We start from the raw sequence: 25,934 nt of genomic DNA on the forward strand, positions 1-25,934 counted from the left end.
AAGGAGGAACTCCATGCAGGACACAGCCCCTCGCGAGGCGGGCGACGCGCGGGCCACACCGGCCCCGGAACCGTCCGCCGGGCCGGCCGGCGCCGTCACCGTTCTCGCCCGCGCCTGCGGCGTCGACACCGAGACGGTCGAGGCCGCCGCCCGGCTGAAGGTCGCGGCCGTCGCCACCGGGGCACCGGTCCTTTCCCCCGACGCCACATGGCGCGACCTGATCCAGCGCGTGGCCACTCCGGGAGGGCGGAAGGAGGCCGACGACGCCTGGGACAGCACGACCGGGCACCCCCACGTGTCCGCCGAGCGCCTGGACGGCTACGTGCGGGGCGCCCTGCGCGTGCTCACCGAGTTCCCCGACGAACCGCACACCAGCCACGGCCTGCTGTCCGAGGCGGAGACCGAGGAGACGATCGCTTTGTGCTCCGGACCGGTGAAGCCGTTGCCGGGGCGTCGTTTCCACGAGCTGTTCCAGGACCGGGCGCGCCGCCACCCCGATGCGGTGGCCGCTGTCCAGGGCGGCCGGAGCTGGACCTACCGCGAGGTGAACGAGAACGCCAACGCCATCGCCTGGACCCTGCACCGGGAAGGGGTGCGCGCGGAGGACGTCGTGGCGGTGGTGACGGAACGCACCCTGGAATGGCTCGCGGCCGTCATCGCCGTCTTCAAGGCAGGCGGTTGCTATCTGCCGCTCGAACCGCACTTCCCCGCCGAGCGGATGGCGAACACGCTCACCAGGGGAGAGTGCCGGTGGGTGCTCGCCGACCACGGTGTCGCACCGCTGGAGGAGGCGCTGGCCGGCCAGGACACGCGGCGCCTGTATGTACGGGACGTTCTCGACGAAGGCGGCCCGCGCCACGACCTCGACCTCGCCGTCCCGGGGGACCAGCTCGCGTACATCTACTTCACCTCGGGCTCCACCGGCGAACCCAAGGGCGCCATGTGCGAGCACGACGGCTTCCTCAACCACCTCTACGCCAAGATCGAAGACCTCGGCGTCCAGGAGGGGGACGTCGTGGCGCAGACCGCGCCGCAGTGCTTCGACATCTCGCTGTGGCAGCTCGTCTCCGGGCTCCTCATGGGCGGCCGGACGCTCATCATCGAGCAGGACGTGATCATGGACGTTCACTCGTTCATCGACGCCCTGGCCGACAACGGTGTCCAGGTGGCGCAGCTGGTTCCCACCTACCTCGAACTCCTCCTCTCCACGCTGGCCGAGGAGCACCGGGAGCTGCCCGGCCTGCGCGTCATGGCGGTCACCGGCGAGGCGCTGAAAAAGGAGCTGGTGCGCCGCTGGTTCGACGCCTTCCCCACCGTGCCGCTGGTCAACTGCTACGGCCTTACAGAGGTGAGCGACGACTCCAACCACGGTGTCATGCACGCCCTGCCCGCACACCGCTCCGTGCCGCTCGGCGCCCCCGTGCGCAACTCGCGCGTCTACGTCATGGACGAGACGCTCCAGCTTCTCCCGGTGGGCTGCCCAGGTGAAATCGTGATCGCCGGCGTCTGCGTGGGCCGCGGATACGTGAACGACCCGGAGCGCACGGCGGCCGTCTTCGGCCGCGACCCCCACCGGCCGCCCGAGCGCCTCTACCGCTCGGGCGACTTCGGCCGCTGGCTGACCTCCGGTGAACTGGAATACCTCGGCCGCCGCGACTCGCAGGTCAAGATCAGCGGATTCAGGATCGAGATCGGCGAGGTCGAGGACCGGCTCCTACAGGTTCCCGGGGTGCGGGACGGCGCCGTGGTCGTCGCCGGATCCGCCACCGAGCCGCAACTCGTCGGCTACTACACCGGCGCGGACGCGCCGGACGTGGGGCAGGTCGCCAGGACACTCGCCCGGACCCTGCCCGAGTACATGGTCCCGCCGCGCCTCTACCACACCCCTGAGCTGCCGCTGTCCGGCAATGGGAAGATCGACAGGATCTCCCTGACCGATCTCGCCCAGCGAGAGCGGCACGGTACCGGGCACGTGCCGGACACGGAGTTCGCCACGGAGACCGAGCGCAGCATCGCGGACCTGTGGGCACAGGTGCTGAAGGTCCCGCGGGAGCGGATCGCACGCGCCTCCCGCTTCACCGAACTCGGCGGCACCTCACTCTCCGCGATCCGCCTGTCGATCGCCCTGGACCGCCAGGTGACCGTCGCCGACCTGTGGGACGCCCCCACCGTCGCGGACGTCGCCGCCCTGGTCGACCGCAAGGCCGCCGCGGCGCCGGACACCGCGTCGCAGCCCGTGCCACGCGTGCTCGCCGCACAGCCCGACAACGGCCCCGCCGCCTGGGCGGCCGACCACCGCGACGCCGTCCGCGCGGCCGTCGCCGAGTCCGGCGCCGTGCTGCTGCGCGGCATCGGGGTGCGCACAGCCGCCGACGTCGCCGCGGTCGCGGAAGGACTCGGGATCACCGCGATGACCGAACGCGAAGGCTTCGCCCCGAGGACCGCCCACGCCCCGGGGCTCTACTCCTCCAGCCATTGGCCGTCGGACGAGCCGATGTGCATGCACCATGAACTGAGCTACGCCGCGACGGTCCCCGGCATCCTGGTCTTCGGCTGCCTCACGGCCCCCGACCGGGGCGGCAGGACCAACGTCGCGGACTCCCAGCAGGTCCTCAAGGCGCTGCCGCCCGGTCTCGTCGCCCCGTTCGAGCGCCACGGCTGGCTGCTGACCCGCATGTACCACGAGGTGGGCGTGGCGTGGCCGGAAGCGTTCGGCACCGACGACCGTGCCGAAGTGGACGCGTACTGCGCCGCCGCCGGCATCGACCACGAGTGGCTGCCCGGGGACCGGCTGCGCACCCGCCAGCGGCGCGCCGCCGTCGTACGGCATCCCACGACAGGCGTTCCCGGATGGTTCAACCAGATCGCCTTCCTCAATGGGCTGACGATGGATCCGGCCGTCCGCGAGTACCTCACCGACGTCTACGGGCCGCACGGCCTGCCGTTCCACACGATGGTCGGCGACGGCACGGCCATCGACGGCGACACCGTGGAGGCCGTCAACGCCGTGTACGACCGGTTCACGGTCGGCGAGCCGTGGCGACGCGGGGACGTCCTCGTCGTCGACAACCTCAGGATGGCCCACAGCCGGGAACCCTTCGAGGGGCAGCGCGAGATCGTGGTGGTCATGGGCGACGCGGTGCGGATTCCCGGCCACGTCCGGCCGGGCACCGGCGCGGGCACCGGCGGTGAGCGGGCGTGACCGGCCCCCGCCCGCTGCCCCGGCCGCGTCCGTCCCGCCCCACGCCATGACGACAGGACCAGGGCACGCGGCGCGCGCCGAGCCGCAGCCGGTTCCCGGTGCCGTGCCGCGCGCCGTCCCCGCGTCCTTCGCACAGGAGCGCGTGTGGTTCGCCGGCCGGATGGCGCCCGACGCCTCGGCGTACCGCATCGTCGATGAGTTGGTCGTGCACGCCGCGGTGACCGAGGCCGACCTGCGGCACGCCTTCGTCCTGCTGGTGCAGCGCCACGAGGCCCTGCGCACGTCCCTGCGGGTCGTCGACGGCCGGCTCACACAGTACGTACTCCCGCGGATCGACCTGGCGCTCCGCCACGTCGACCTGACCGGCGCGGACGATGCCCAGCAGGTGGACGTCCGGCGCTCTCGCAGGACAGAGCTGGCACGCCGGCCCTTCGACCTGGAGCGAGCCCCCCTGTGGCGCGCGGAGCTGCTGGCGCTGGGGGAGACGGAATGGGCGGTGGTGTTCGCCGCCCACCACGTCGTCTACGACGCCGCCTCACGGTTCAACCTCCAGGCCGAGCTCACCGAGATCTGCGCGGCTGCCGAACAGGGGCGGGAGCCGAAGCTGCCGGAGCTGCCGCTGAGCTACACCGGCCACGCGCAGCGAGAGCGTGACCGGCTGTCGCCCCGTCGGCGAACCGAGTTGGCCGCGTACTGGCGCGCGCGACTGGCTCAGCTCCCGCCCGTCCACCGCCTGCCGCTGGACCACCTGAGGCCCGCGGCCCGGACGTTCGTGGGGGCCGAGGTGCGGGCCGGGCTCCCCCCGGAGGTCACCGCGTCGCTGCCGGGTACGGCACGGCGGCTCGGCACCGAGCCCGTCATGCTCTGCCTCGCCGCCTACGTGGCCCTGCTGCACCGCCACTCGGGACAGGAGGACATCGTGGTCGGTCTGCCGGTGACGGGCCGTCGTCAGGCCGACGTACTGCCGATGATCGGCACGTTCGTCAACATGCTGGTGGTCCGCGTCGATGTCAGCGGCGGCCCGACCTTCGCCGAACTGGTCCGCCGGGTACGGTCGGCGGCCCATGTCGAGGAGCGGTACGACATCCCCTTCCAGACCCTCGTCGAACTGCTGCCCGTGCCACGGCTGCCCGGGGTGCCACCCTTGTACCAACTGGCCTTCAACCATGTGCCCGCGGGCGGCGGCCTGGGGGCTGCCTCCTCCGGTTCCGCCGGCTGTGAGGACGACCTGCTGCTGGACATCACGGCTGACACGGTCCGCATCGAATACAACGTGGCACTCCTCGAGAAGAGCACCGCCGACGCGCTGCTTGCCGACTACCTCGCGCTGCTCGCCGCGGGACTCTCCGAAGCGGACATGCCCCTGCCGCGCCTTCCGGTCGCGCCCCGGCCGGGAGACGCCCCGTCGACGCGCCCCGCCCGGACGGCCGCGGGCGGGAGGCCACGCACCGCGACGGCGCAGCTGGTCGCCGACGTGTGGAGCGCCGTCCTCGGCACCGCAGTGACCGACGTCCACGACGACTTCTTCCACCTCGGCGGTCATTCGGTGCAGGCCCTGCGCATGCTGGCGCGCCTCGCGGCGGAGCACGACACCGAGTTGAGCATCCAGGCGTTCTTCGCCGACCCGACGGTGGCCGGTCTGGCCACCGAACTCGAACGCAAGCGCCCGAGGAGGACGGCATGGCGGTGACGGGCAGGATCGACGGCGTACCGAGCGACATCTGGCACGAGGAGGTGCTTGCCCCGCAGTTCGCCTACGAAGTGGAGCACCTCCTCGGACACTACCTCGCCATCGAGAAGGTCCTGCTGCTGGAGTACGTGCGGATGGGGCTGGTGGACGCCGCCGGGGCGGCCGGAATCGGAGCACGGCTCGACTCGCTGACCCCGGACGTCGTCCGCGTCGATCCGAAGGACAACATGTCGGACATCTCCTTCGCTGTCGAGCGATACGTCCTGTCCGGACCGGTCCCGCCGTTCCACGCGTGGCACGTGGACCGCAGCCGCAACGACCTCCAGGTCTGCGCCCAGTTGATGTCCGCTCGCGAGAACCTGACCGCTGTGGCCGCCGACCTGCTGTCGCTGGGCCGTGCGGCCACCTCGCTCGCCGCCCGGTACGCGGACGTGCCCATGCCGGGATACACCCATGCCCAGGCCGCGCAGATCATCAGCCCGGGCTTCCACCTCGCGGCCCTCGCCGCCGAGACCACGGCCACCTTGCGCGGGATGCTGCACACCTACGACGAGATCGACGCCTGCCCACTCGGCTCGGGAACGATGGCCGGCCAGGAGCTCGCCTGGGACCGGGTGCGCATGGCCGAACTGCTCGGCTTCTCCCGTGTCCAGCCGCACGCGCTGGTGGCTGTCGCCTCCCGCGGCTGGGCCATGGCGATCGCCGGCGACCTGGCCCGCTACGCGGTGACGCTGAGCCGCTTCGCCACCGACCTCATGGCCTGGGGCGGAAGTGGTTTCGGTTTCCTGGAACTTCCTGACGACCTGTCGGGTATCTCCGCGGCCATGCCGCAAAAGCGCAACTTTCCCGTACTGGAACGTATCCGCGGCCGGTGCGCCCACGTCGCCGGGCGCGCGGCCGACATCGCCGCCGGGCAGCGCAACACCGCGTACACCAACACCGTGGAGGTGTCGAAGGAAGCGGGCGGGCACCTGCGCACCCAATTCGACGCCATGCGCTCGGTGCTGCGGCTGACGCGGGCGGTCCTCGCCGGAGCGACCTTCTCGGCAGACCGGATGCGCGAGGCGTGTGCGGGGGAGTACCTGGGAGGTTTCACCCTCGCGAACCAGTTGACGCTGGAGTGCGGCATCCCCTGGCGGACGGCTCAGGTGATCTCCGGGCGGTACATCAAGCGGGCCCTGGACAAGGGGCTGCGGCCGACCGAACCAGACGGCTCGCTACTGGCCACGCTCTGCGCCGACGCGGGATACGAGGTCGCGCGGACCGGCGCCCTCCTCGTTGCCGCCTTCGACGTCGACGAGGGACTGCGGACCAAGCGATCGGCCGGCTCGGCCCACCCCGACGAGGTGCGGGCGATGCTCGCCGACCAGGACGGCGCGTTCGCGAACCTCGCCGACCAGTGGTCACTGCGCGAACGCAGATCCGCCGATGCCGCCCGCCAACGGGACGACCTGCTTGCCGCGGCCGAGCGGCGGTCATGAGGGAGCCGGCGCTGGTCGCCCGCCGGCCGGGCGTGGACCTGCGCGAGGGCGCGGGCACCGCCTGCGGCACTTTCGGCGAACTGCTTCAAGGGGTGCTGCCCGACGGAGTCGACTTCCTCGTCACGTTCCCGATCACCCGCGGCACCCGGGCGTGGTTCCGCTACGACCCTGACGGCCCACTGAACGTCTTCCCCTCCCACAAGACCAAGTCCTTGCGCCTGGCGCGGGCCATGTTCGACGCCCAAGGCGTCGGCGGCGGCGGCTCCCTGGTCCTCGACAGCGGCCTGGCCGTGGGGAAAGGGCTCGCCAGTTCCTCCGCCGACCTGGTCGCCACGGCCAGGGCCGTGGGGGCGGTGCTCGGCCTGGACACCTCGCCCGCGGCCGTCGAAGGCTGGCTGCGCCCGATCGAGCCCACTGACGGGGTGATGCACCCGGGCATCGTGGTGTTCGAACACCGGACGGTCCGGTTGCGCGCGTCGCTCGGCACACTGCCCCCGGCCACGGTGGTGGCCGTCGACGAGGGCGGTCACCTCGACACGGTGACCTTCAACCAGCGGCCCCTGCACCGCACGCCTGCCCAGAAGCGCGAGTACGAGCGCCTGATAGGGGACCTCACCATGGCCGTCGGTCGCGGTGACCTCGCCCGGGCGGGCGCGATCGCCACCCGCAGCGCGGTCCTCAACCAGCGGCACGTTCCCAAACGGAACCTCGACGCCATGATCCGGGTCAGCGACGAGATCGGCGCTCTGGGCGTGGTCTGCGCCCACAGTGGCACCATGCTCGGCCTCCTGCTCGACGCCGGCGACCCCGACCACCAGCACAAGCTGTCGGCCGCCGCCGCGGCATGCTCGCGCCTGCCCGGCGCCACCACCGTCTTTCGTTCGTTCACGTCACCAGGGAGCGCGCATGCGTCATGACACCATCGTCGACGCGATAGGCAACACCCCGGCCGTACGGCTGCGGGTGGACGCCGCCGAGGGGGTCGAGGTCTACGCCAAGCTGGAGCTGCTGAACCCCTACGCGATGAAGGACCGCGTCGCCCGGCAGATGATCCTCGAGGCCCGCCGGTCCGGTGCGCTCGAGGAAGGCGCGCCCATCGTGGAGAGCTCGTCCGGCACGATGGCGCTGGGAATCGCCCTCGTCGGCACCTACCTGGGGCACGCGGTGCACATCGTCACCGACCCCCGCATCGACCCGATCACCCTCGCCAAACTGGAAGCCCTCGGGTGCGTGGTCCACGTGGTGGAGACGATGACAGGGCAGGGATGGCAGAGCGCCCGGCTGGAGCGGCTCGCGGAGCTGATGAGCGGCATGCCCGGTGCCTACTGGCCCCAGCAGTACAGCAACCCGCAGAACCCCGCCGCGTACCGCGCGTTGGCCGACGAACTGATCGGCGACCTGGGAACGGTGGACGTCGTGGTCGGCTCCGTCGGCAGCGGCGGCTCCCTGTGCGGTACGTCCGCGGCGCTGCTGGAGCGGCTGCCCGACCTGAAGGTGGTCGCTGCCGACTGCGTCGGCAGCGTGCTCTTCGGCCAGCCCGACGTACCGGCCCGCAAACAGAGCGGACTGGGCAACAGCCTGTACCCCGACAACATCGACTACCGCCTCTTCGACGAGGTGCACTGGCTCTCGGACGACGAGGCGTTCGACGCCACCCAGCGGCTCGCCCGGGAACAGAAGATCTTCGCCGGGAACACCTCCGGGTCGGTGTACCGGATCCTGACCCACCTCGCCGCCGAGGCGGTGCCCGGCACCCGTCTGGTGGGAATCCTGCCGGATCGCGGCGACCGCTACGTGGACAGCGTGTACCGCCACCGGCCCGCCGGCCCGATCGCCGCCCGGCCCGTCGAGGTCCCCTACGGCACGACGGTCACCGGTTGGTCGTTCGCCTCGATCCCGCGCAAGAACCGACCCGTCCTGGTCTTTCTGGAGTCGAACACGACAGGGACGGGCATGCTCGCGTTGCGTACCGCGGTGCGGCTCGGCTTCGAGCCGGTCCTGCTGGCCAAGGACCCCGCTCGCTACGCCGGCCTCGACGGCACCGGCAGCCTGGCGGTCGCCTGCGACACCGAGAGCGACGCGGACGTCCTCCGGGCGGTTCGGGAGGCGATCGGGAAGCGGACCATCGCCGGGCTCACGACGACCAGTGACTTCTACCTGGAACACACCGCACGGCTGGCCGCCGCGCTCGGCCTGCCGGGCCACGCTCCGGAGACGATGACGGCCTGCCGCGACAAGTCGCTGACCCGTACGGCGCTGAGGGACGCGGGAGTGCCGCAGCCGGCGTTCGCCGTGATCAGCGACCCCGCCGACATCGCCGGTGCCCTCGCGTCCGTGGGTCTGCCGTGCGTGGTCAAGCCCGTGGGCGGATCGGGGTCGCAGGACGTGCTGTGGTGCCAGGACGCCGCCACCGCCATGGAGCACGCCGCCCGCGTGCTGGCCGTGACCGAGAACGTCCGCGGCCAGGCCACCGCCCGCAAGGTCCTGGTGGAGGAGTACGCCCGCGGGCCGGAATACAGCGTGGAGATGTTCTGCGACAACGGGAAGGCCGCCTGCGTAGGGGTGACCCAGCGCACCGTCGGCGCGCTGCCGTACTTCGTCGAGACCGGCCACGTCTTTCCCGCCGAGCTGCCGGAGGCCGCCTCCGGCGAACTCGCGGAGGCGGCCCGCCAGGCGCTCAAGGCGGTGGGCTTCGACCGAGGTCCGGCACACCTCGAGATCAGGATGACGGACATGGGTCCCGCGGTCATCGAGATCAACGCCAGGCTCGCCGGCGGCATGATCCCCGAACTCGTCCGCGTGGCCACCGGGATCGACCTTCTGGAGCAGCAGGTGCGGGCCGCGGCCGGGTACCCCGTGCGGCTGCTCGCGGACCGGACCCGGCACGCGGGCATCAGGTTTCTGACCGCGCGCCGGGCAGGACAGCTTGTGGCCATCACGGGAACCGCGGAGGCGGAGCGTGTGCCCGGCGTCGAACGGGTGGTGGCCACCGGGTCCCCCGGCCGCGCGGTACGGCCGCCGCGGGACGCCTACGACCGACTCGGCTACGTGATCGCGGGCGGCGGCTCGGCCCGGGAGGTCGAGGAGACCCTGGACGCGGCCGTGCGGCTGGTGGACGTGGTGACCGTCCAGGACTGACCGCCGGCCTACACCTTCGCCGGTGCGGCGGGGGCTGAGCGGAAGCCACACGTGCGCGGCCCCCACCGTGTGGGCGAAAACCCGCGGCGCGGTCATCCGCTTCTTCGTACGCCTCGCAGCTCGTGCGGTCGAGCAGACCGGTCCGTACCCGCGGCGGGCCCCCGCACGAGTGGAGCGCCCTCGGCCAGCGGCCCCCGGTCGGCGGGAGACACCACGGCGGGGCGCACGGTCGCTGCTCGCTGCTTCGCGACCCATGCCGCGATATGCGCACGCGAGCGCAGGCCCAGGGTGGTCCTGATGTGGCGGATATGCGTCTCGACGGTGCGCACCGACACATGCATCCGGGCGGCGATCTGCCGGTTGGTCAGCCCTTCGACCACCAGAGCGGTCACGTCCCGCTCCCGCTTGCTCAGCAGGTTGTCGGTGTCTTCCGCGGTCGCGCCGGCCGCCTGGGAGCCGAGGGCGAAGGCGAGGACATGACGGCGCCGCATCGCGCGTCCGGCTTCGAGCGAGGCGCTGGCCCGGCTGGCCGGCAGGGCCTTCAGCGCCGCGGACCGTGCCGCGTCCACCCGCTCCCGCCACCACGCATCACCCCACGAAGCACGCGGGCCGAGCTGCTCGGCTGCCCCGATGAGCTGAAGCACTTTCTCGAACCGGTAGGCGCGGGCGGCGACGATGGCCAGTCCTTGGAGCGCGTCGGCCGGCCCGGGTGTGTGCTCCGCGGGACACCGTAACGACTCGGCGAAGTACGCCTCCGCTGTCGGCAGGTCGTCCTTCTCGAGAGCGAGCGCGCCCGCCGTGACGAGGCTCGTGTGCAGCCACCGTGGCGACACCCTCATGCTCAGGAGCGGCAGGACCTCCTCGATCACCTGCTCGGCCCGGCCCAGTTCACCGTTGAGCAGCTGATAGCGGGCGAGACCGACCAGACAGAGGGCCGTCAGGGTCTCGTCACGCAGACGGTGGCCGATCTTCAGGCACTCCCGCAGGTCCGCCACGGCACCGCTCTGGTCGCCGTGGGCCTCGTGGAGCGCACTGCGGAGCAGCAGGAGACGGCCGAGGAGCGGATCGCGGTCGTAGCCGCGTTCCAGCTCCACGGCCTGCTCGGCATAGCGCATGGCCGTGCTGTAGTCCGCCTGCCGCCCCGCCAACGCGGCCGCGCACTCCAGAGCGACGCTCCGGTAGGGCGATGACTCGATACCGCGGTCCAGGACGTGCGAGAGCAGCGTCAGCGTGTCGTCCGCGGGTCCCCGTGACAACTCCACCGTGGCCAGTGCGCCGGCCAGGAGCAGCTGCCGCTCGTCAGTGCCAGGGATCAGCCAGTGGAGGGCATGGGTGAGATTGCCGTGTTCCTCCTCCAAACGTCGGAACATCGCGGGCTGGATGAACGTTTCCCGGTGGAGCGGTTCTGATAATTGTGTCAGCCAGGTCACCAGCCGCCCGTACGTCTCGGTGTCCTCGCTTTGAGCGACGAGCCGTTCGTGACCGAAACTCCGCATCGATTCCAGCAGCCGGAACCGAGCCGGACCGTCCTGATCGGTGCACGGAGTGATGACGGACTTGACCGAAAGGGCGATCAGCAGTTCGGACGTTCCCGGTTTCGCGGCGTTGCCGCCGGCGGCTACCGCGGCGGCCGCGTCAAGCCCGAAGCCCCCCGGTAGTACGGACAGCCTCCGTAGCAGCGACCGTTCGGCTGGATTCAGCAGATCGTAGCCCCATTGGAGCGAGGCCCGCAGGCTCTGATGCCGTTGGTCCGCCAGGCGCCATCCATTTGTCAGCAGGGACAGGCGGTCGTCCAGGCGAGCCCTGACCTCGGCCAGCGGAAACGCTCTTATCAGCCGGGCAGCCATCTCGATGGGGAGCGGCAGGCCGTCGAGCCGGATACAGATCTCGCCCACGTGCCTGGCGTTCTCCGGGGTGAGCTGGAAATCAGGCACCACTGCTCGCGCCCGGTCCAGGAATAAGAGCACGGCGTCCGACCGCAGACACTCCGAGAGAAATGAATCGCCGTCCACATCGGGTAGCGCCAGACCGGACAGTGAGAACATCGCCTCCCCGGGGAGCCGCAGGGGTTCACGGCTGGTGGCGATGACTCGCAGATACGAGTGTCCTGGCAGGAGTTCGCTCAGCATCACCCCGCACTCGTCCAAGACGTGCTCGCAGTCGTCCAGCACCAAAAGGCGCTCTCTCTCATGCGCGTACGGGGCTGCCTGCGGTGCGCGCGGAGCACCGTCTTCGGCCGGCTCGCCGATGGCGGTCAGGATCTGCCGCCGTATCTGGTCGATGTGGGTCAGCGGCGCCAACTTCACGACGACGACGTCGGAGTGTCTGCTGCGTTGCTCTTGCCCGGCCAGTTCCAGCGCCAGGCGCGTCTTGCCCACACCGGCGGGCCCCGTCAGCGTCAGCAGCCGTCCGCCGTGGAGCAACCTGCCCAACTCCACCATCTCGTCGGTTCGGCCGACGAAGCTGCTCAACTGGGTCAGTGGCCCGCCGTGAACCGCTGTGCCCATTCCGCCGGCCTTCTGCCGTTGCCGATAGGAGCGCTGTCGGCAGGCGTTGGAGCAGTACCGGGAGCGAAGCGGTGCCGCGCTTTCAGGGTTTCTCTTGTGGATGTGCTTGCCGCACATATCGCAGGAAATAGTGGTGTTGGAGGATTTATGGATCAATCCTGGCACCTCTCCATAAGCGCTGCCTTGCCCTGCGACGCCGCCCCGCGTCATGGGGGCGGTCGCGTCGTCGGGACTGAAGGATTTCGTGGCGATGGCACACGGCTGCGGTTCGCGAAGGCGGTTCATCCGCGAACGCAATGGTATTCATCATCGCCAGTGATTGCCCGGGTGCGGCCCAGCGCCGCTGGGCGCGGCCGGTGTGACCGGGTGTCGTGGGGGGTGAGACGACGGGCGCAGAGTTGGAAGAACGCCGTCGGGGAATATCCGGAAGCCGGAGAAGAGGTGTGGTGAGAGGGGGGAATGCCGAGGCGGTGACGCTCGGCCAGGTGGATTTCCGCCTGGCCGCGCAGCTGATTTCCAGCTGCGCTGGAGTGCCGCCTGGGGCGATTATCGACTCAGGGGTGTAACGGGTGAAAGGGAGGCCGGCGTTTTTCTCGCACCTTCTGACACGGGACTCCAGAGCTTATGGCTGGACGATCCCGGCGGCACGTACGTCTTCCCGAAGCCGGGTGACGAGAAGCCGCTGATGAGCTCATTCACGTGGGTAAGCGCCAAACCGGGGCTTTCCTCTCGGTGTTCTGAACCTCGACGTCACGTATCGTGACCGCGTGCCAGTTGCGCCCCCGTCAGCGGTTCGGCGTCCCGTGCCAATCACGCCGCACATGCATGCTAGTCATGGCTGTGCGCGGCAGCCAAGCCCGTTTTGCATCCTTATGCTGCCCGAACCATGCCCGTGTGGTGCGAAGAAATGCTCCTTTTGTTCCAGGAGTGTCATAAGTGCTCCGGTCCTGGGGTGGTCTCGTAGCGGAAGACAGCCGAGGCTGTTGCGGACCCTCGGCGGGCCGGCGTCCCGTAACTGCGGCTAGCACTGGCGCCGATCGCCAAGATTTCCTGGAGCATCACTCCATGTCGAGGTGAACGAGGGACAGGTGGTCTGTCGCGTGCTTCTGGACGATGTGGACGCGTGGTCACCGTTGCGTGACAGGTTCGCCCAATCGGCGAAGACCTGTGCCTCGCGCGAGCGGGAACCGCCCTTCGTTCCCTTCCGCAGCGCTCGCCCCCGCGAGCGCACGGGGCGCACGGAGTCCGGCGGCGCCCCGCCGGGGCGTTCCGGGCGGTACCACGCCCGGCTGACCGCACGCGGCGGGAGCGCGGACCGGCAGCGGCAGCCCGTCGCGCCGCGCCGTGCCGAGGAGACGACCGAGGACCTGGGGGTCCCGGCGCCACCTCGCGCTCTCTCGGCGTCACCGCGCACCAGCCGCTACCGCTGCACCCGGACACCACCGAGGTCACCGCCCCCGCCTGGTTGGCGACGGCCGTCCCGTCGCTCAGCCGGCCCCGACGCACTGCCGGTCGGCCTGGACACGGTCCCGGTCAACGAGGCGTGCCCGGAACCAGGGCCGTCCGGCCGGTGGCCGACGACGACCCCGATGGCGGTGCGTCCGCACCTCGGAGGGGGTCGCTCTCACCGTGGTGCCGGTCCGGCACCGGCGGCTGTCCGGCGGCGCATTGCCCAGATTCACCCTCGACACCGTCCGTGACGGCGGCGTCCCCACCGTCCGTGACGGCGGCCCCCAGGGCCATCTGGTCCGACGGCCCGGCGGTCCACGCGGTCGGCATCCGCGACCGTCCAGCCGGACCGGTCACCTGTCATACGGAGGAAAAACGTGCGCGCAACGGAGCAACCGGCGGCCTCAGCTCCAGAAAACCCGCCGGAGCGGACAGGCTCTGGTGCCCCGGGCATCGTCGGCGTCGGCACCGCCGTCCCGCCGGCCTCCTACACGCAAGAGGAAATCCTCGACACCTTCGGTATCACCGACCGGCGGATCCGCTCCGTCTTCCTCGGCGGGGCCATCGAACGCCGCAACCTCACCCTGCCCCCGACCGGCCCCGACGGGCTCCCCGCCGTCGAGTCCCAGGGCGACCTGCTGGGCAAACACACCACGAGCGGGCTGCGGATGGGCCGGGAGGCCGTCGGCCACTGCCTGAAGGACGCAGGCGCCGCGCTCGGCGACGTCCGATACCTGTGCTGCGTCACCTCCACCGGATTGCTCACCCCCGGACTCTCCGCGCTCCTCATCAAGGACCTGGGCATCGAACAGTCCTGCCAGCGCCTGGACGTCGTCGGCATGGGCTGTAACGCCGGGCTGAACGCCCTCAACGCCGTCGTCGGCTGGGCCGCCGGCCACCCCGGCGAGCTCGCCCTGATGGTCTGCGTCGAGGTCTGCTCCGCCGCCTACGTCTTCGACGGCACCATGCGCTCCTCGGTGGTCAACAGCCTGTTCGGCGACGGCGCGGCGGCTGTCGCGGTCCGCGCCACTCCACAGGAGCCCCCGCCGGACCCGGCTCTGCTGAGGTTCGCCAGCCACATCATCCCCGCGGCGGTCGACGCGATGCGCTACGACTGGGACGACCGGCACGGCAAGTTCAGCTTCTACCTCGACCCCGAGGTCCCCTACGTCGTCGGGGCCAACGCGGAGACCGCCGTGGCACGGCTCCTGGAGGGCACCGGAGCGCGCATCGGCGACATCGCCCACTGGGTGGTGCACTCCGGCGGCAAGAAGGTCATCGACTCGGTCCGCGTGAACCTCGGACTGTCCCGCTACGACGTGCGGCACACCACCGGGGTCCTGCGCGACCACGGCAACCTCTCCAGCGGCTCGTTCCTGTTCTCCTACAAGCGGCTGCGTGACGAGAGGGTCGCGGTACCCGGAGACCTCGGGGTGTTGATGACGATGGGGCCCGGGTCGACCATCGAGACGGCCCTGGTGGGCTGGTGAGGGAAGAAAGGTGTGCTGACATGAAGACCGAGTCTGACCGGACCCTGCTGCCCGACGGCCTGGGCATCCTGGCCCGGCTGGACGGCGGCAGCCCGCTGCCCGAGTTGACCGCAGCGGTGAACGCCGTGTGTGAGGAGGCCGAGGAACAGCGCGAGCCGACCGTCGTCGTCCTCCGGTTCGCGCCGGCACCGCCGGTGGCCCGCGCATGGCCCGGCGCCGTCTCCATCCATGAGGTCAACCGCTGGGAACGCGCCGTCCGTCGCCTGGAACGCCTCGACCACCTCACCATCGCCGTGGCCCAGGGCATGTGTGGCGGCCCCTTCCTCGACCTGCTGCTGGCCGCCGCCTTCCGGATCGGCACCCCGGACCTGAAACTGGTACTTCCGGTCAACGATGGGCACTTCTGGCCCGGTATGGCCCTCTATCGGCTCGTCCAGCACATCGGTCCGGCCCGTGCCCGTCGCATTGTGCTGTGGGGCTCCGACATCCCTCTCCCCGACGCCATCGACCTCGGCATCGTCGACGAGGTCGGCGACGATGTGACCGAAGCGGTCCGTAACGCAGCCGTGCTGTGCGGACGGCTCTTCGACCGTGAGGCCGGGATCCGCCGCCGGCTGCTGGAGGAGGCCGCGTCCGCCGAGTACCAGGACGCCCTCGGCGCGCATCTCGCCGCCTGTGACCGCGAGCTGCGCCGCCTGCGGAACAGTGGACCCGGCACCCCGGCCGGGACGGCGGCGGGCCACATCGAGGCGGCCGGATGAGCGCCGGTGTGCCCAGCGGCGTCTCCCTCGATCCCGTACCCGAGCCAACCGGCGGCATCGAGACGGACGCCCGCCGCCTGGCCGAGTACATCGCCGGCACCGAGCGGCAGCTCGCGGCGCTGCCGCCCGCTCCTGACCGCGCCCCCCACGACCGGGACCGCGCCGTCGCGGTCCATGCGCGCGCCCGCCGGGCCCGTCGGGCCTTCCTCGCCCGGCACACCGAGACCGCCTACAGGATGCTCACCGACGGGCTGACCCGTCCCGTACGCCTGGCGGACCTCGTGTACGAGGGCGCCGACCGGTTCCCGGGCCTGATGCCGACCCGGGCCCAGATGGCGGCCGAGCGCCGCTTCGTCCAGGCGGAGAAGGAGGGCCGGGAGATCGACCAGGGCATTTTCTGCGGCGCCGTGCTGCGCTCGCCCACCGCCGGCCGGCACCTCGTCGAGACGATGCTCACGCCCACCCCACGCGCCCTCACGCTCCTCGACGGCTTCCGTGCCGAGGGCCGGATCGAGCTGGACGCCGTGTACCTCGAACGTCGGGGTGTCGCCGGTCACATCGAGTTCCGCAACGCCGACCGGCTGAATACGGAGGACGACCGGCTGATCGCCGACCTCGAGACCGCCGTCGACCTCGTCCTGCTCGACGAAGCGGTCAAGGTCGGTGTGGTGCGCGGAGGCACCGTCGATCACCCCAAGTACCGGGGACGCCGTGTCTTCAGTGCCGGAGTCAACCTGACCGACCTGCGCGACGGGCGGATCTCCTTCGTCGAGTTCTTCCTCGGCCGCGAGCTCGGCTACGTCAACAAGATGCTGCGCGGTCTGCGCACCACCCCGTCGCCGGGTGACTGGAGCGAACGGAGTGTTGGCAAGCCATGGATCGGCGCCGTCGACACCTTCGCCATCGGTGGCGGTATGCAGCTCCTGCTGGTCCTCGACCACGTCATCGCCGAGGAGAACGCCTACCTCAGCCTGCCCGCCGCCGAGGAGGGCATCGTGCCCGGCCTCGGCAACCTCCGGCTCACCCGGCTCACCGGAGCCCGGTTGGCCCGTCAGGTGGTGCTCGGCGGACGCCGGATCGCCGCGACCGAACCGGAGGCCCGCTACGTGTGCGACGCCGTGGTGCACGCCGAGGACATGGACGGCGCCGTCGACAGGGCCGTCGAAGCGCTCCGCGCGCCCGCCGCCTCGGCCAACCGCCACATGCTCACCGTCGCTGAGGAACCTCTCGACCTGTACCGCGCCTACCTCGCCGAGTTCGCCGTCCTACAGGCCGAACGCGCCTACGCCCCGGACGTTCTGGCCAAGGTCGAACGGCGTTGGCAGGAACGCGAACGGCGGCGCACGACACCGGGGAGCGAGCGGTGAGCACCGCACCGACCTGCGGAAACCAGAGGCCCACGCCCCGCGCAAGCACGGCTGGCAGCGTTCACCATCTCGGATGCAGGAGGAGGTCAGGCGGATGAGACTGCATTCCTCCTCGTTGCACGGCTCGTTGCGGGATCCGGTCCTCGGTTCGATCGGATTTCTGAACGAGGTGATGAGCCGCTATCCGGATGCGATATCCTTCGCGCCCGGCGCGCCGCATCCGGACACGCTCGAGAACATCGACACCGAATGGTACGTCGGAAGATTCATCGATCACCTCGTCCAAACGGGACGGAGCCCGGAGCAGGCGCGCCGACTGCTTCTCGAGTACGGGCCGAGCCGGGGCATCATCAATGGCATCGTCGCCGATGCCTTGCGCCGGGACCACGGGATCGACGTCCCTGCCGACACGCTCGTCATGACTGTGGGTGCTCAGGAAGCGATGCTGCTGGTGCTGCGTGTGCTGTTCTGCTCGGGTGAGGGCGTGCTCGCGGTCGCTAATCCGTGCTTCGTGGGCATCGTCGGGGCGGCCCGGCTCCTGGACGTCGATGTGGTGCCGGTCGACGAGACGGACCTGGGGATCGATCTCGACGGTTTGGAGGAGGTGTGTCGTTCCGCTCGCGAAGAGGGCCGGCCGGTTCGTGCGCTGTATGTTGCGCCCGACTTCTCCAATCCGGGCGCGGCCCGTATGTCGCTTGACTGCCGTCGGAGACTTCTCGACCTCGCGGAGCGCGAGGGCTTCCTCGTCATAGAGGACAACGCTTATGGGTTCACGGCGGCAGCCGGAGCCGAACTGCCCGCACTCAAAGCGCTCGATACCGCTCGGAGTGTGGTTCATATCGGCACCTTCGCCAAGGTCGCCTTCCCGGGAGCAAGAGTTGGCTATGTGATCGCTGATCAGCCGGTGGGTTCCGCTCGCGGCGGCACCGTGCTCGCGGACGAGTTGGCCGCCGTGAAGAGCATGGTCACCGTGAACACGTCCCCGTTGTGCCAGGCCGTGGTCGGCGGGATGTTGCTGGAGTACGGAGGGTCTCTGATCGAGTTGAGCCGTCGCACGTCCGAGATCTACCAACGGAACCTGACTTGCCTGCTCGACGCATTGGACCGGCACCTGGGAGACGGATCGCATCCCGGTATCGGCTGGAACCGCCCTTGCGGTGGGTTCTTCGTCCGAGTGCGTCTGCCCGTCCCTGTGGATGCTGCTCTGCTGGAGGTGTCCGCGGCCGGGTACGGTGTGCTGTGGACTCCGATGCGGCAGTTCTACCTGGATCAAGCAGGTGATCAGCAACTTCGACTCTCGTGCAGCTATCTCGATCCCGAACGGATCGAGGAGGGGGTGCGGCGCCTGACCGCCTTTGTGTCGGAGGAGATCGAAAGCCGTTCGGACAGCGGCAGCGGTGGCTGACGCCGGAGCCCGCGGCGCCGGGGTTGTCGTCCAGCGGGGCGAGCCGGCGCAGTGTCAAGTTCGTGCGCCAGTACGCCGCGACCAGCAGCACCCGGTCCTCCAGCGGCAGGCTCCACGCCCTCGCCGCGACTCCTCCGCCTCCACGACCTCGCGATGCACTACGGTCACCAACTTGCCGAAGCAGCGCGGGCTCAGCCAGTGAACGGGCCTATTCATGACGGCTCCGACGCCTTGATCACATCAGCCACACCGAGATCATGCCAGGCCCGTGCAGCAGTCCGCGCGACCGCGCTACGTTCCCGTCATGCAGCAGCCCCCGGAACAGTTCCCGCGCTCTTCGATGGCCCGGCCGTCGACGTCTTCGACACCCATGAACTGCTCCTTGGCTGTCTGGAGTGGTACCGCAAGGCCCTGATGCGAAAGCTCGACGGGCTGTCCGACGACCAGCTCCGGACCCCTGTCGAACCGCTGGGCTGGTCACCGCTCGGCCTGGTCCAGCACCTCGGCTGGGTCGAACGCCGATGGCTGCGATGGGGTTTCGCCGCCGAGAACGTCGTCGCCTATCCACCTGGCGGAGACGCCGAGGAGTGGGCGGTCGCCCCCGACACCTCCACCGCACAGGTCATGGCCGCCTACCAAGCGGAAGTGACTACTGCCGATGCATTACGGGACAATCCTCAGGTGGTGGGGTCCACGGCGTACTCGGGGAAGGCATGAAAACCCCATAGCTCCGGGGGAGCCGATATTGGCGCGGAAGGCCGGCGAAGAAGGGTAATTTAGGGTAGTTCTTTTCAGTGCGACGGTAGTATCGTTTTGCGGGAAGATCGAAGCCGAACCGCATGAGCCCGGAGGGACTCTCTTGATTACCCATGTCCGGAGTGTGGCGCTCGGTGTACCCGACCTCGCCGCCGCGCGTGAATTCTGCGAGAAGCACTGGCAGTTGGACCTCGTCGACACGGGCTCGGATCGGGTGTTTCTCGGAGCCGGGTGCCAGGAGAACCAAGTGCTGCGGTTACGGGCCACCGCCGAGCCCCGGGTCGATCTGCTGTGCCTGGCCGCGGCCCATGACGCGGATGTGTACGCGATCGCCGGACGAGTGGCGGCGCACCCGCTCGGCCGCCTCGTCAGAGCCCGCCACCTGCGATGACGCTGGTCGCGGTTACCGGTTCCGGTTCCTTGACTGCGAGGGGCGCACGGTCGAGGTGTCGTCCCGGGTGGCGGCGCGGGCCTTCCGGTCGGTTGAACCGGGTGAGGGCAGGCCGACCGGGATCAGCCACGTGGTGCTCAACACGTCGGATCTGCCGACCGTGCTGGCCTTCTATCAATCGATTTTCGACCTCAAAGTGAGCGACTGGGTGGAGGACATCATGGTATTCCTCCGCTCCGGTACGGCCCACCATATGCTCGCGTTCACCCGCGCACCGCACACGTCGCTGAACCACGTCGCCTTCGAATTACGCGGGATCGGTGAATTCATGCGGGCAACCGGTGCCATGGTCAGGAACGGGTACTCGCCGCTGTGGGGGCCGGGCCGGCACGGTGTCGGGGCGAACACATTCACGTATTTCCAGGAACCTGTATCGAGATTCGTCGCCGAATACACCACGGGAATGCTGCGGATCGATCCCGACCACGAGTGGACTCCTCGCGTCTACCCGGGCAACGCGCAGACCAGTGACACCTGGGGGGTGGCGTCGCCGCGCGACGACGCCGTGTCGGCGAGCCTCCTGGGCTGCCCGGACACGGGACTGTGGCAGCCGCCGCCGGTGTGACCGGGAGGGGCGGGTCGATGAACGAGGGTGGGGAAGTGGGGCCATGGGGAGGAGACAGCCGCATGGGAGGCGAAGGGAGTCGGCGGATGGAGCGGGAGCCGGTTGCCGTGGTGACGGGCGGCGCCTCCGGCATCGGCAGCGCCGTCGTCGCCGACCTGGCCGCACACGGCTACCGGGTCGCCGTGCTCGCCCGTGACGCTCCGGCGGACGGCGACTCGGACAGGGTGCGGTGGACGGTCGGCGACGTACGTGACCCTGATGCCAACGCCAGGGTGGTGGACATCGCGTTGTCCCGCTTCGGAGGGCTGGACCTGTTCGTCGGCAAGGCGGGGGTTCACGACGGCGGGATCGGGGTGCGTGGCGTCGGCGGCGCCGAGCTGGCCGAAGTGACCCGGTATGTGCTCGACGTGGACGTCGTGGGCTACCTGCTCGGGGCACAGGCTGCTGTCAGGGCTCTCGCCGACAGTGGGGGGTCGATGGTCTTCACCCTGTCCGATGCGTCCTACCTCGTGCGCGGCAACGGCGCGGGTATCGCGTACGCCGCCGCCAAGCACGCAGCGCTGGGGGTGGTGCGCCACCTGGCCGCCGACCTCGCGCCCTCGGTCCGGGTCAATGCCGTGGCCCCGGGTGGGATCGTGACCGGACTGCGCACCGTGGACGGTCGGCACGTCTTCGCCGGCGCTGATGAGATCACGGCGACGGTGCGGGCGTTCAACCCGCTGGGCGTGGTGCTGCGCGCCGAGCAGGTCGCCCCGCTCTACCGGTTCCTGGCGTCCCCCGCAGCAGCAGGCATGACCGGTGAGGTGCTGCGGCCCGATGGCGGCCTGACCGTGCGCTAGTGCCGCGTCAGCCACGGTTCGCCCGGTCGCGAGGCGTCCTGGTGCGGTCAGTCGCAACGCGCCGAATCGGCCTCGTAGCGGGCCTGCTCGGTCGGTTCGGCAACGCCGCGGATGGCCGTGCCAGGGCGGCGAGCGGGGAATCCTTGGCTGACGCGGCACTGGGGCGCGGCTCACCCGTCCACCACCACGTCGAGCAGGTACGGGCTGGTGGCGGTGAGCGCGGCCCTCAGCGCGGGCACCAATTCGGCCGGATCGGCGACCTGTCTGCCCGCGCAGCCCTGGGCGGTGGCGAGTGCGGCGAAGTCCAGCCCGTCGAGTGTCGTGCCCACCGGTTTCCCCATGCCCAACCGGTCGGCGAAGCCCTCCACCGTGGCGTAACGGCGGTTGTTCACCACGATGACGGTGATCGGGAGACGCAGCCGGGCCGCCGACCACAGCGCTTGGATGGCGTACCTGGCGGAGCCGTCGCCCACCACGGCGACCACCCGGGTTCCCGGCCTGCCCAGCGCCATGCCGACCGCTGCGGGAAGTCCGTGTCCCAGCGCGCCGCTCGCGGTCGTGTAGAAGGCGCTGATGCGCGAGCGCAGCCCGGCCCACCTGTCCGGAACGATCTTCGGCGGCACCTGGCTGATGTTCCGGTACGCCGACTGTGCGCGACTGATGAAGGACGAGCGGCTGTCCAACGCGCGCTCGGCGGTCCCGCTGCGCTTCCTCCCGCCCGAGCAGCGCGAGGAGTTCGCGGACATGATCGACATCTACGGCCGCTGGCTGGCGTTCCATGACGGCAAGGAGCACACCCGTAACCGCCGACAGGCCAACCGGGGCTATGTGCCGTTCACCGACGAGTACCTCGAGCCGCGTGTCCAGGGCATCGTCGACGGACTGCTCGACCGGGTCGACCCCACCGGGTTCGACCTCATATCGGACGTCGCCTTCCTGCTGCCCGCGATGGTGATCGCCGATGTGCTCGGCGTCCCGGTCGAAGCACACGCCCGGCTCAACCGTTGGACGGACGACATCGCGCACCTGTTCGGCTCGACCTCGGTTTCGGTGGAGCACCTGCGCCGGACCCGGAAGAGCACCCGGGAACTCGCCGACTTCCTCGCGTCCGAGGACAACGCGCGCCGCTCGCGCACCGCGGGCGGCCTGCTGCACCGGTTACGGGAGACGGAGGTACACGGGTACCGCTTCTCCGAGCGCGACGTGGTCGCGCAGGCGGCGCTGCTGCTGTTCGCGGGCGTGGCGTCCATCCGGTACCTCATCGGCAACAGCGTGCGCGCCCTCGCCGACGTCCCCGCCGCCGAGCGGGATCTGCCGCTGCGCCCCGGCACCGTGGGCCCCGCCGTCGAAGAACTCCTGCGCGTGTGTACACCGGTCTCGTTCGTCGGACGCGTCGCGGGCGAGGACTTCGAGTACACCGCTTCCGACGGGACCGTCGTCCCGCTGCGCAAGGGGCAGCCCCTGCTGCTGTACGTGGCCTCGGCCAACCGCGACCCCGACGTCTTCGAGCGCCCGGACGAGCTGGTCCTCGACCGGCCGCTGCCCAACCGGCATCTCACCTTCGGTATCGGCCGGCACCTCTGCTTCGGCGACCCGCTCGTGCGCCAGACGACCCGAATCGCGCTGAGCACCCTGTACCGCAGGTGGCCGGCTCTGCGGGTGCCGCCGCAGGCGACCGACTGGAACAACAACCTGGGCTTCCACGGCTTTACCTCGCTCTGGGTCACCGGCGGCGATTGAGTACCGGACCGGCCTGTACACCGCGTACCGCCGGTTCCCGGCCTGGTTCCGAGCCGGGGTCCGGGACCGGATGCGCCGGACGGCGCCCGGCGAACCAGCGGTCGCAGGCCCGCCCGGCCTCGCGAACCGTCGGCCTGGTCGCCGTGCTCGTCCGCCACCAGCGGCTATCCACCTCACCACCCGGACCGGACTCCTCAGAGCGGACAGGAGAACACCACCGTGACAGCATCCACCGTTCACAGTGTCGTCAACGGCAAGCGGGTCGAGCCGCTCCCGGGCACCGAACACCTCGAGGTGCTCGACCCGTGCACCGGCGAAGCGCGGCTACACGTACCGTGCACCGGGGCCGAAGACATCGACCGCGCCATGCGCGCGGCGGCGTCGGCCTTCGAGGAGTGGTCGCGGACCACACCTGGCGAGCGTCAGTCGGCGCTGCTCGAGCTGGCCGACGCCGTCACCGGGCAGGCCGCCGAGTTCAGCGAGGCGGAGCTGCGTGACACCGGAAGCCGGGACGCCGCGGGCGAGATCCGCGGGATCGTCGACGAACTGCGCTTCTTCGCCGGTGCCGCGCGGCTGCTCGACGGTGTGGCGGGGGGCGAGTACGCACCGGGGCACACCTCCTACACCCGGCGCGAACCGGTGGGAGTGTGCGCGCAACTCGCGCCGTGGAACTTTCCGCTGCTGATGGCGGTGTTGAAGGCGGCTCCGGCGATCGCCGCCGGGAACACCGTCGTGTTCAAGCCTGGGCAGACCACCCCCTCGTCGGCGCTCATGCTGGCCGACCTCGCCACCCGGATCCTGCCGCCCGGCGTGTTCAACGTGGTCTGCGGCGGCCCCGCGACGGGGCGGCTCATGGTCGAGCACCCGGTGCCCGCCGCGGTCTCGCTGACCGGATCGGTCGCCGCCGGTGTGGACGTGGCCACCCGTGCCGCCGCCACGCTCAAGCGCACCCACCTCGAACTGGGCGGCAAGACCCCGGTCCTCGTGTGCGCCGACGCCGACATCGCCGACGCCGCACGGACCATTGTCACCGGGGCGGTCACCAACGCCGGGCAGGACTGCACGGCCGCCAGCCGGGTCCTGGTGGCCGACGCGGTGCACGACCTGCTGCTCGAGGCGCTCGTGGCGGAGGCTTCGACACGGCGCCCCGGTCCGCCCCCGGAACCCGGCAGCGCGTACGGGCCGCTGAACAACCCCGAGCAACTGGCGCGCGTGCAGGGATGCGTCGACGCGCTGCCGCCACAGGCACGAGTGGTCACGGGTGGCCACAGGGTGGGCGACCGAGGCTTCTTCTACGCCCCCACCGTCATCGACGGAGTGCGCGGGGAGGACGACATCACCCCTACGGAGATCTTCGGCCCCGTGATCACCGTCGAGCGCTGCACCGACGAAGCGGACGCCCTCCGGCGGGCCAACTCCTCACCATACGGCCTCGCTTCCGCCGTCTGGACCACCGATCACCGAAGGGCGATGCGGCTCTCGGCGGAGCTCGCCTACGGCACCGTATGGGTCGACACCCACCTGCAGTTCCCGTCGGAACTGCCGCACGGTGGCTTTCGCCAGTCCGGCCACGGCAAGGATCTGTCACGATACGGTTTCGAGGCGTACACACGGGTCAAGCAAGTGACACACCGCCTATAGCAGTTGGATTCGACGATCGTGGAACGTTCCCCCGGCGTTTTCGCGCCGCAGTGGCGACTCACCAGCATCGGCATCGCCGTGGCCATCAGCCTGTTCGCGTTCGAGGGTCTGGCGGTCGCGACCGCGATGCCCTCGGCGGTGCGCGAGCTGCGCGGGCTCGCCTTCTTCGGCTGGTCCTACAGCGCCTTCTTGGTCATGAACATGGTGGGCCTCGGCGCGGCGGGCCAGTGGTGCGACCGCGTCGGTCCGCGCAGGCCGCTGCTCACCGGCATCGCCGTGTTCACCGTCGGCCTGCTGGTGGCGGGAACCGCTGTGAACATGGCGATATTCGTCCTGGGCAGGAGCGCGCAGGGAATCGGCGTCGGGCTGGCCTCGACCGCGGTGTTCAAGATCGTGGCCACCGCCTACCCGCCGGAACTGCGCCCCCGGGCACTGGCCATCATCTCCGCGGCCTACGTCGTGCCGGCGCTGGTCGGGCCGATCCTCTCGGGCACGATCACCGCGCACGTCGGGTGGCGCTGGGTGTTCCTCGGCCTGGTGCCGCTGGCACTGGCCTGTGGAGGGGCGCTGCTCCGCGCTCTTCGCATGTCGGCCGCGCCCCGGAGCACACCGGCGGGCGGATTCCGCAAGCCCCTGTTCGCGCTGCTCGCCGGGGGTGGGGTCGTCCTGCTCCAGACGGGGGGAAACGCCGTCGTCGCCGGGCGGACGCCGCTGACCGTGCTCCTGCTGGGGGCGGGCCTGCTGGCGCTGGTGGCAGGGCTGCGGGAACTGCTGCCCCGGGGGTCGACCCGGCTGCGCCAGGGAGTGCCCGCCGTGATCGCGGTGCGCGGCCTGCTGGCGGGGACGTTCTACGCGGTGGAGTCCGTCGTGCCGCTGACCCTCGCCACGCTCCACGGTTTCGGGACCGCGGCCGCGGGCCTGCCCTTGCTGGCGGGTTCCATCGGCTGGTGGGCCGGGGCCCAGGCGCAGGGCCGGATCTCCAAGATGACGAGGCCGTCGCTGCTTCGGTGCGGTCTCATCGCCCTGGCGTGCTGCTTCGTGGGCATGGCGGCCCTGTGTCTTGAGGGGGCTCCAGGGTGGCCGGTGTACCTGCTGTGGATCGTGGGCGGGCTGGGCATGGGGATGTCCGTTCCCACCACCGGTGTACTCGTACTCGAACAGTCCGCCGAGGACGAGACGGGAGCGAACTCGTCGGCGCTGCAGATCAGCGACGTGACCGCGGCTGGCCTGGGCACGAGTGGGGCCGGGGTGCTCGTCGGGGCCACCGCGTCCGGGCACCTGGGGTTCGGCGCCGCAATGGGAGTGCTGGGCCTGGTGGCCGCGGCCGTCTGCGCCGCCGCGGCGGTGGGTGCCTCGCGCACCGCCCCCGCGGGGGGAAGTACCGCTGTGGGCTGAGCCGCACGGCCCCGCGCGCACCGTGCGCACCAACAAACGGCTGGCATGTCTCGTCGG

Annotated in this window: 18 protein-coding genes and 1 pseudogene; 16 read left to right on the forward strand and 3 right to left on the reverse strand. The window is 70.6% G+C overall.

Annotated features, from left to right (window positions below; genetic code table 11):
* The first annotated feature begins 13 nt into the window (after positions 1 to 13).
* Genes N6H00_RS39775 through N6H00_RS39795 form a run of 5 tightly spaced genes read left to right on the forward strand, consistent with a single transcriptional unit; the run spans position 14 to position 9,511 of the window.
* Positions 14 to 3,202: a non-ribosomal peptide synthetase gene (locus N6H00_RS39775; RefSeq protein WP_268976779.1), complete on the forward strand. Its 3,189-nt coding sequence runs from the start codon at positions 14 to 16 to the stop codon at positions 3,200 to 3,202.
* Positions 3,203 to 3,248: 46 nt separating this feature from the next.
* Positions 3,249 to 4,892, forward strand: a complete 1,644-nt coding sequence (locus tag N6H00_RS39780; protein ID WP_268976780.1) for a condensation domain-containing protein — start codon at positions 3,249 to 3,251, stop codon at positions 4,890 to 4,892.
* On the forward strand, positions 4,883 to 6,373 hold the full coding sequence (locus N6H00_RS39785; RefSeq protein ID WP_268976781.1) for an argininosuccinate lyase: 1,491 nt from the start codon (positions 4,883 to 4,885) through the stop codon (positions 6,371 to 6,373). The genes N6H00_RS39780 and N6H00_RS39785 overlap by 10 nt, the downstream gene beginning before the upstream one ends.
* Complete coding sequence (locus N6H00_RS39790; protein WP_268976782.1) at positions 6,370 to 7,290, forward strand: GHMP family kinase ATP-binding protein; 921 nt, start codon at positions 6,370 to 6,372, stop codon at positions 7,288 to 7,290. Before N6H00_RS39785 ends, N6H00_RS39790 begins: the two co-directional genes overlap by 4 nt.
* A complete protein-coding gene (locus N6H00_RS39795; RefSeq protein ID WP_268976783.1) occupies positions 7,280 to 9,511 on the forward strand; it encodes a pyridoxal-phosphate dependent enzyme in 2,232 nt (743 codons plus the stop codon). Before N6H00_RS39790 ends, N6H00_RS39795 begins: the two co-directional genes overlap by 11 nt.
* 92 nt (positions 9,512 to 9,603) lie before the next feature.
* On the opposite strand, the gene N6H00_RS39800 is transcribed toward N6H00_RS39795, so the two are convergent.
* Positions 9,604 to 12,018, reverse strand: a complete 2,415-nt coding sequence (locus N6H00_RS39800) for an ATP-binding protein (protein ID WP_268976784.1) — start codon at positions 12,016 to 12,018, stop codon at positions 9,604 to 9,606.
* Positions 12,019 to 13,844: 1,826 nt separating this feature from the next.
* Between N6H00_RS39800 and dpgA the strand changes: the two genes are divergently transcribed.
* The 4 genes from dpgA (at position 13,845) to N6H00_RS39820 (ending at position 18,490) form a co-directional block, all read left to right on the forward strand.
* The gene (gene dpgA / locus N6H00_RS39805) at positions 13,845 to 14,957 is read left to right on the forward strand and encodes a 3,5-dihydroxyphenylacetyl-CoA synthase DpgA (RefSeq protein WP_443073184.1); all 1,113 of its coding nucleotides are present in this window, start codon (positions 13,845 to 13,847) and stop codon (positions 14,955 to 14,957) included.
* A gap of 20 nt (positions 14,958 to 14,977) precedes the next feature.
* The gene (dpgB, locus tag N6H00_RS39810; RefSeq protein ID WP_268976785.1) at positions 14,978 to 15,718 is read left to right on the forward strand and encodes an enoyl-CoA-hydratase DpgB; all 741 of its coding nucleotides are present in this window, start codon (positions 14,978 to 14,980) and stop codon (positions 15,716 to 15,718) included.
* Positions 15,715 to 17,085 (forward strand): (3,5-dihydroxyphenyl)acetyl-CoA 1,2-dioxygenase DpgC, encoded by a 1,371-nt coding sequence (gene dpgC, locus N6H00_RS39815; protein ID WP_268976786.1) that lies wholly within the window; start codon positions 15,715 to 15,717, stop codon positions 17,083 to 17,085. The genes dpgB and dpgC overlap by 4 nt, the downstream gene beginning before the upstream one ends.
* Before the next feature lie 94 nt (positions 17,086 to 17,179).
* Positions 17,180 to 18,490, forward strand: coding sequence for an aminotransferase-like domain-containing protein (locus N6H00_RS39820; RefSeq protein ID WP_268976788.1), 1,311 nt, complete (start codon positions 17,180 to 17,182; stop codon positions 18,488 to 18,490).
* Between the two features lie 31 nt (positions 18,491 to 18,521).
* On the opposite strand, the pseudogene N6H00_RS39825 reads toward N6H00_RS39820, so the two are convergent.
* A pseudogene (locus N6H00_RS39825) lies at positions 18,522 to 18,738 on the reverse strand (transposase family protein); the annotation flags it as partial.
* A gap of 166 nt (positions 18,739 to 18,904) precedes the next feature.
* Between N6H00_RS39825 and N6H00_RS39830 the strand changes: the two are divergent.
* The 4 genes from N6H00_RS39830 to N6H00_RS39845 all read left to right on the forward strand — a co-directional run bounded on the left by N6H00_RS39830 (position 18,905) and on the right by N6H00_RS39845 (position 21,101).
* Positions 18,905 to 19,207 carry a mycothiol transferase gene (locus N6H00_RS39830; RefSeq protein ID WP_268977285.1) on the forward strand — a complete coding sequence of 101 codons (303 nt, stop codon included), beginning with the start codon at positions 18,905 to 18,907 and terminating at the stop codon, positions 19,205 to 19,207.
* A gap of 163 nt (positions 19,208 to 19,370) precedes the next feature.
* Complete coding sequence (locus N6H00_RS39835) at positions 19,371 to 19,637, forward strand: hypothetical protein (protein WP_268976789.1); 267 nt, start codon at positions 19,371 to 19,373, stop codon at positions 19,635 to 19,637.
* A 130-nt stretch (positions 19,638 to 19,767) separates the two neighbouring features.
* A complete protein-coding gene (locus N6H00_RS39840; protein WP_268976790.1) occupies positions 19,768 to 20,262 on the forward strand; it encodes a VOC family protein in 495 nt (164 codons plus the stop codon).
* Between the two features lie 62 nt (positions 20,263 to 20,324).
* Positions 20,325 to 21,101, forward strand: a complete 777-nt coding sequence (locus N6H00_RS39845) for an SDR family oxidoreductase (protein WP_268976791.1) — start codon at positions 20,325 to 20,327, stop codon at positions 21,099 to 21,101.
* A gap of 170 nt (positions 21,102 to 21,271) precedes the next feature.
* Here N6H00_RS39845 and N6H00_RS39850 read toward each other — a convergent pair whose 3' ends face one another.
* Positions 21,272 to 21,724 carry a thiamine pyrophosphate-dependent enzyme gene (locus N6H00_RS39850; protein WP_268976792.1) on the reverse strand — a complete coding sequence of 151 codons (453 nt, stop codon included), beginning with the start codon at positions 21,722 to 21,724 and terminating at the stop codon, positions 21,272 to 21,274.
* On the opposite strand from N6H00_RS39850, the gene N6H00_RS39855 reads away from it, so the two are divergent.
* The 3 genes from N6H00_RS39855 to N6H00_RS39865 all read left to right on the forward strand — a co-directional run bounded on the left by N6H00_RS39855 (position 21,675) and on the right by N6H00_RS39865 (position 25,877).
* The gene (locus N6H00_RS39855) at positions 21,675 to 22,841 is read left to right on the forward strand and encodes a cytochrome P450 (protein WP_268976793.1); all 1,167 of its coding nucleotides are present in this window, start codon (positions 21,675 to 21,677) and stop codon (positions 22,839 to 22,841) included. The genes N6H00_RS39850 and N6H00_RS39855 overlap by 50 nt on opposite strands.
* 219 nt (positions 22,842 to 23,060) lie before the next feature.
* Entirely contained in the window at positions 23,061 to 24,482 is a 1,422-nt protein-coding gene (locus N6H00_RS39860; protein ID WP_268976794.1) for an aldehyde dehydrogenase family protein, read from the forward strand.
* Between the two features lie 18 nt (positions 24,483 to 24,500).
* The gene (locus tag N6H00_RS39865) at positions 24,501 to 25,877 is read left to right on the forward strand and encodes an MFS transporter (RefSeq protein WP_268976795.1); all 1,377 of its coding nucleotides are present in this window, start codon (positions 24,501 to 24,503) and stop codon (positions 25,875 to 25,877) included.
* Positions 25,878 to 25,934 lie beyond the last annotated feature (57 nt).

Source organism: Streptomyces sp. S465 (genome assembly GCF_026898115.1).
GTDB classification, from domain to species: Bacteria; Actinomycetota; Actinomycetes; order Streptomycetales; family Streptomycetaceae; genus Streptomyces; species Streptomyces luomodiensis.

Excerpts from the sequence above, each read along its gene's own strand:
- dpgB (WP_268976785.1), top strand. The coding sequence starts at position 14,978 with ATGAAGACCGAGTCTGACCGGACCCTGCTGCCCGACGGCCTGGGCATC.
- N6H00_RS39820 (WP_268976788.1), top strand. The coding sequence starts at position 17,180 with ATGAGACTGCATTCCTCCTCGTTGCACGGCTCGTTGCGGGATCCGGTC.
- N6H00_RS39795 (WP_268976783.1), top strand. The coding sequence starts at position 7,280 with ATGCGTCATGACACCATCGTCGACGCGATAGGCAACACCCCGGCCGTA.
- N6H00_RS39775 (WP_268976779.1), top strand. The coding sequence starts at position 14 with ATGCAGGACACAGCCCCTCGCGAGGCGGGCGACGCGCGGGCCACACCG.
- dpgC (WP_268976786.1), top strand. The coding sequence starts at position 15,715 with ATGAGCGCCGGTGTGCCCAGCGGCGTCTCCCTCGATCCCGTACCCGAG.
- N6H00_RS39780 (WP_268976780.1), top strand. The coding sequence starts at position 3,249 with ATGACGACAGGACCAGGGCACGCGGCGCGCGCCGAGCCGCAGCCGGTT.
- N6H00_RS39855 (WP_268976793.1), top strand. The coding sequence starts at position 21,675 with ATGCGCGAGCGCAGCCCGGCCCACCTGTCCGGAACGATCTTCGGCGGC.
- N6H00_RS39800 (WP_268976784.1), bottom strand. The coding sequence starts at position 12,018 with ATGGGCACAGCGGTTCACGGCGGGCCACTGACCCAGTTGAGCAGCTTC.
- N6H00_RS39830 (WP_268977285.1), top strand. The coding sequence starts at position 18,905 with ATGCGAAAGCTCGACGGGCTGTCCGACGACCAGCTCCGGACCCCTGTC.
- N6H00_RS39790 (WP_268976782.1), top strand. The coding sequence starts at position 6,370 with ATGAGGGAGCCGGCGCTGGTCGCCCGCCGGCCGGGCGTGGACCTGCGC.
- N6H00_RS39785 (WP_268976781.1), top strand. The coding sequence starts at position 4,883 with ATGGCGGTGACGGGCAGGATCGACGGCGTACCGAGCGACATCTGGCAC.
- N6H00_RS39845 (WP_268976791.1), top strand. The coding sequence starts at position 20,325 with ATGGGAGGCGAAGGGAGTCGGCGGATGGAGCGGGAGCCGGTTGCCGTG.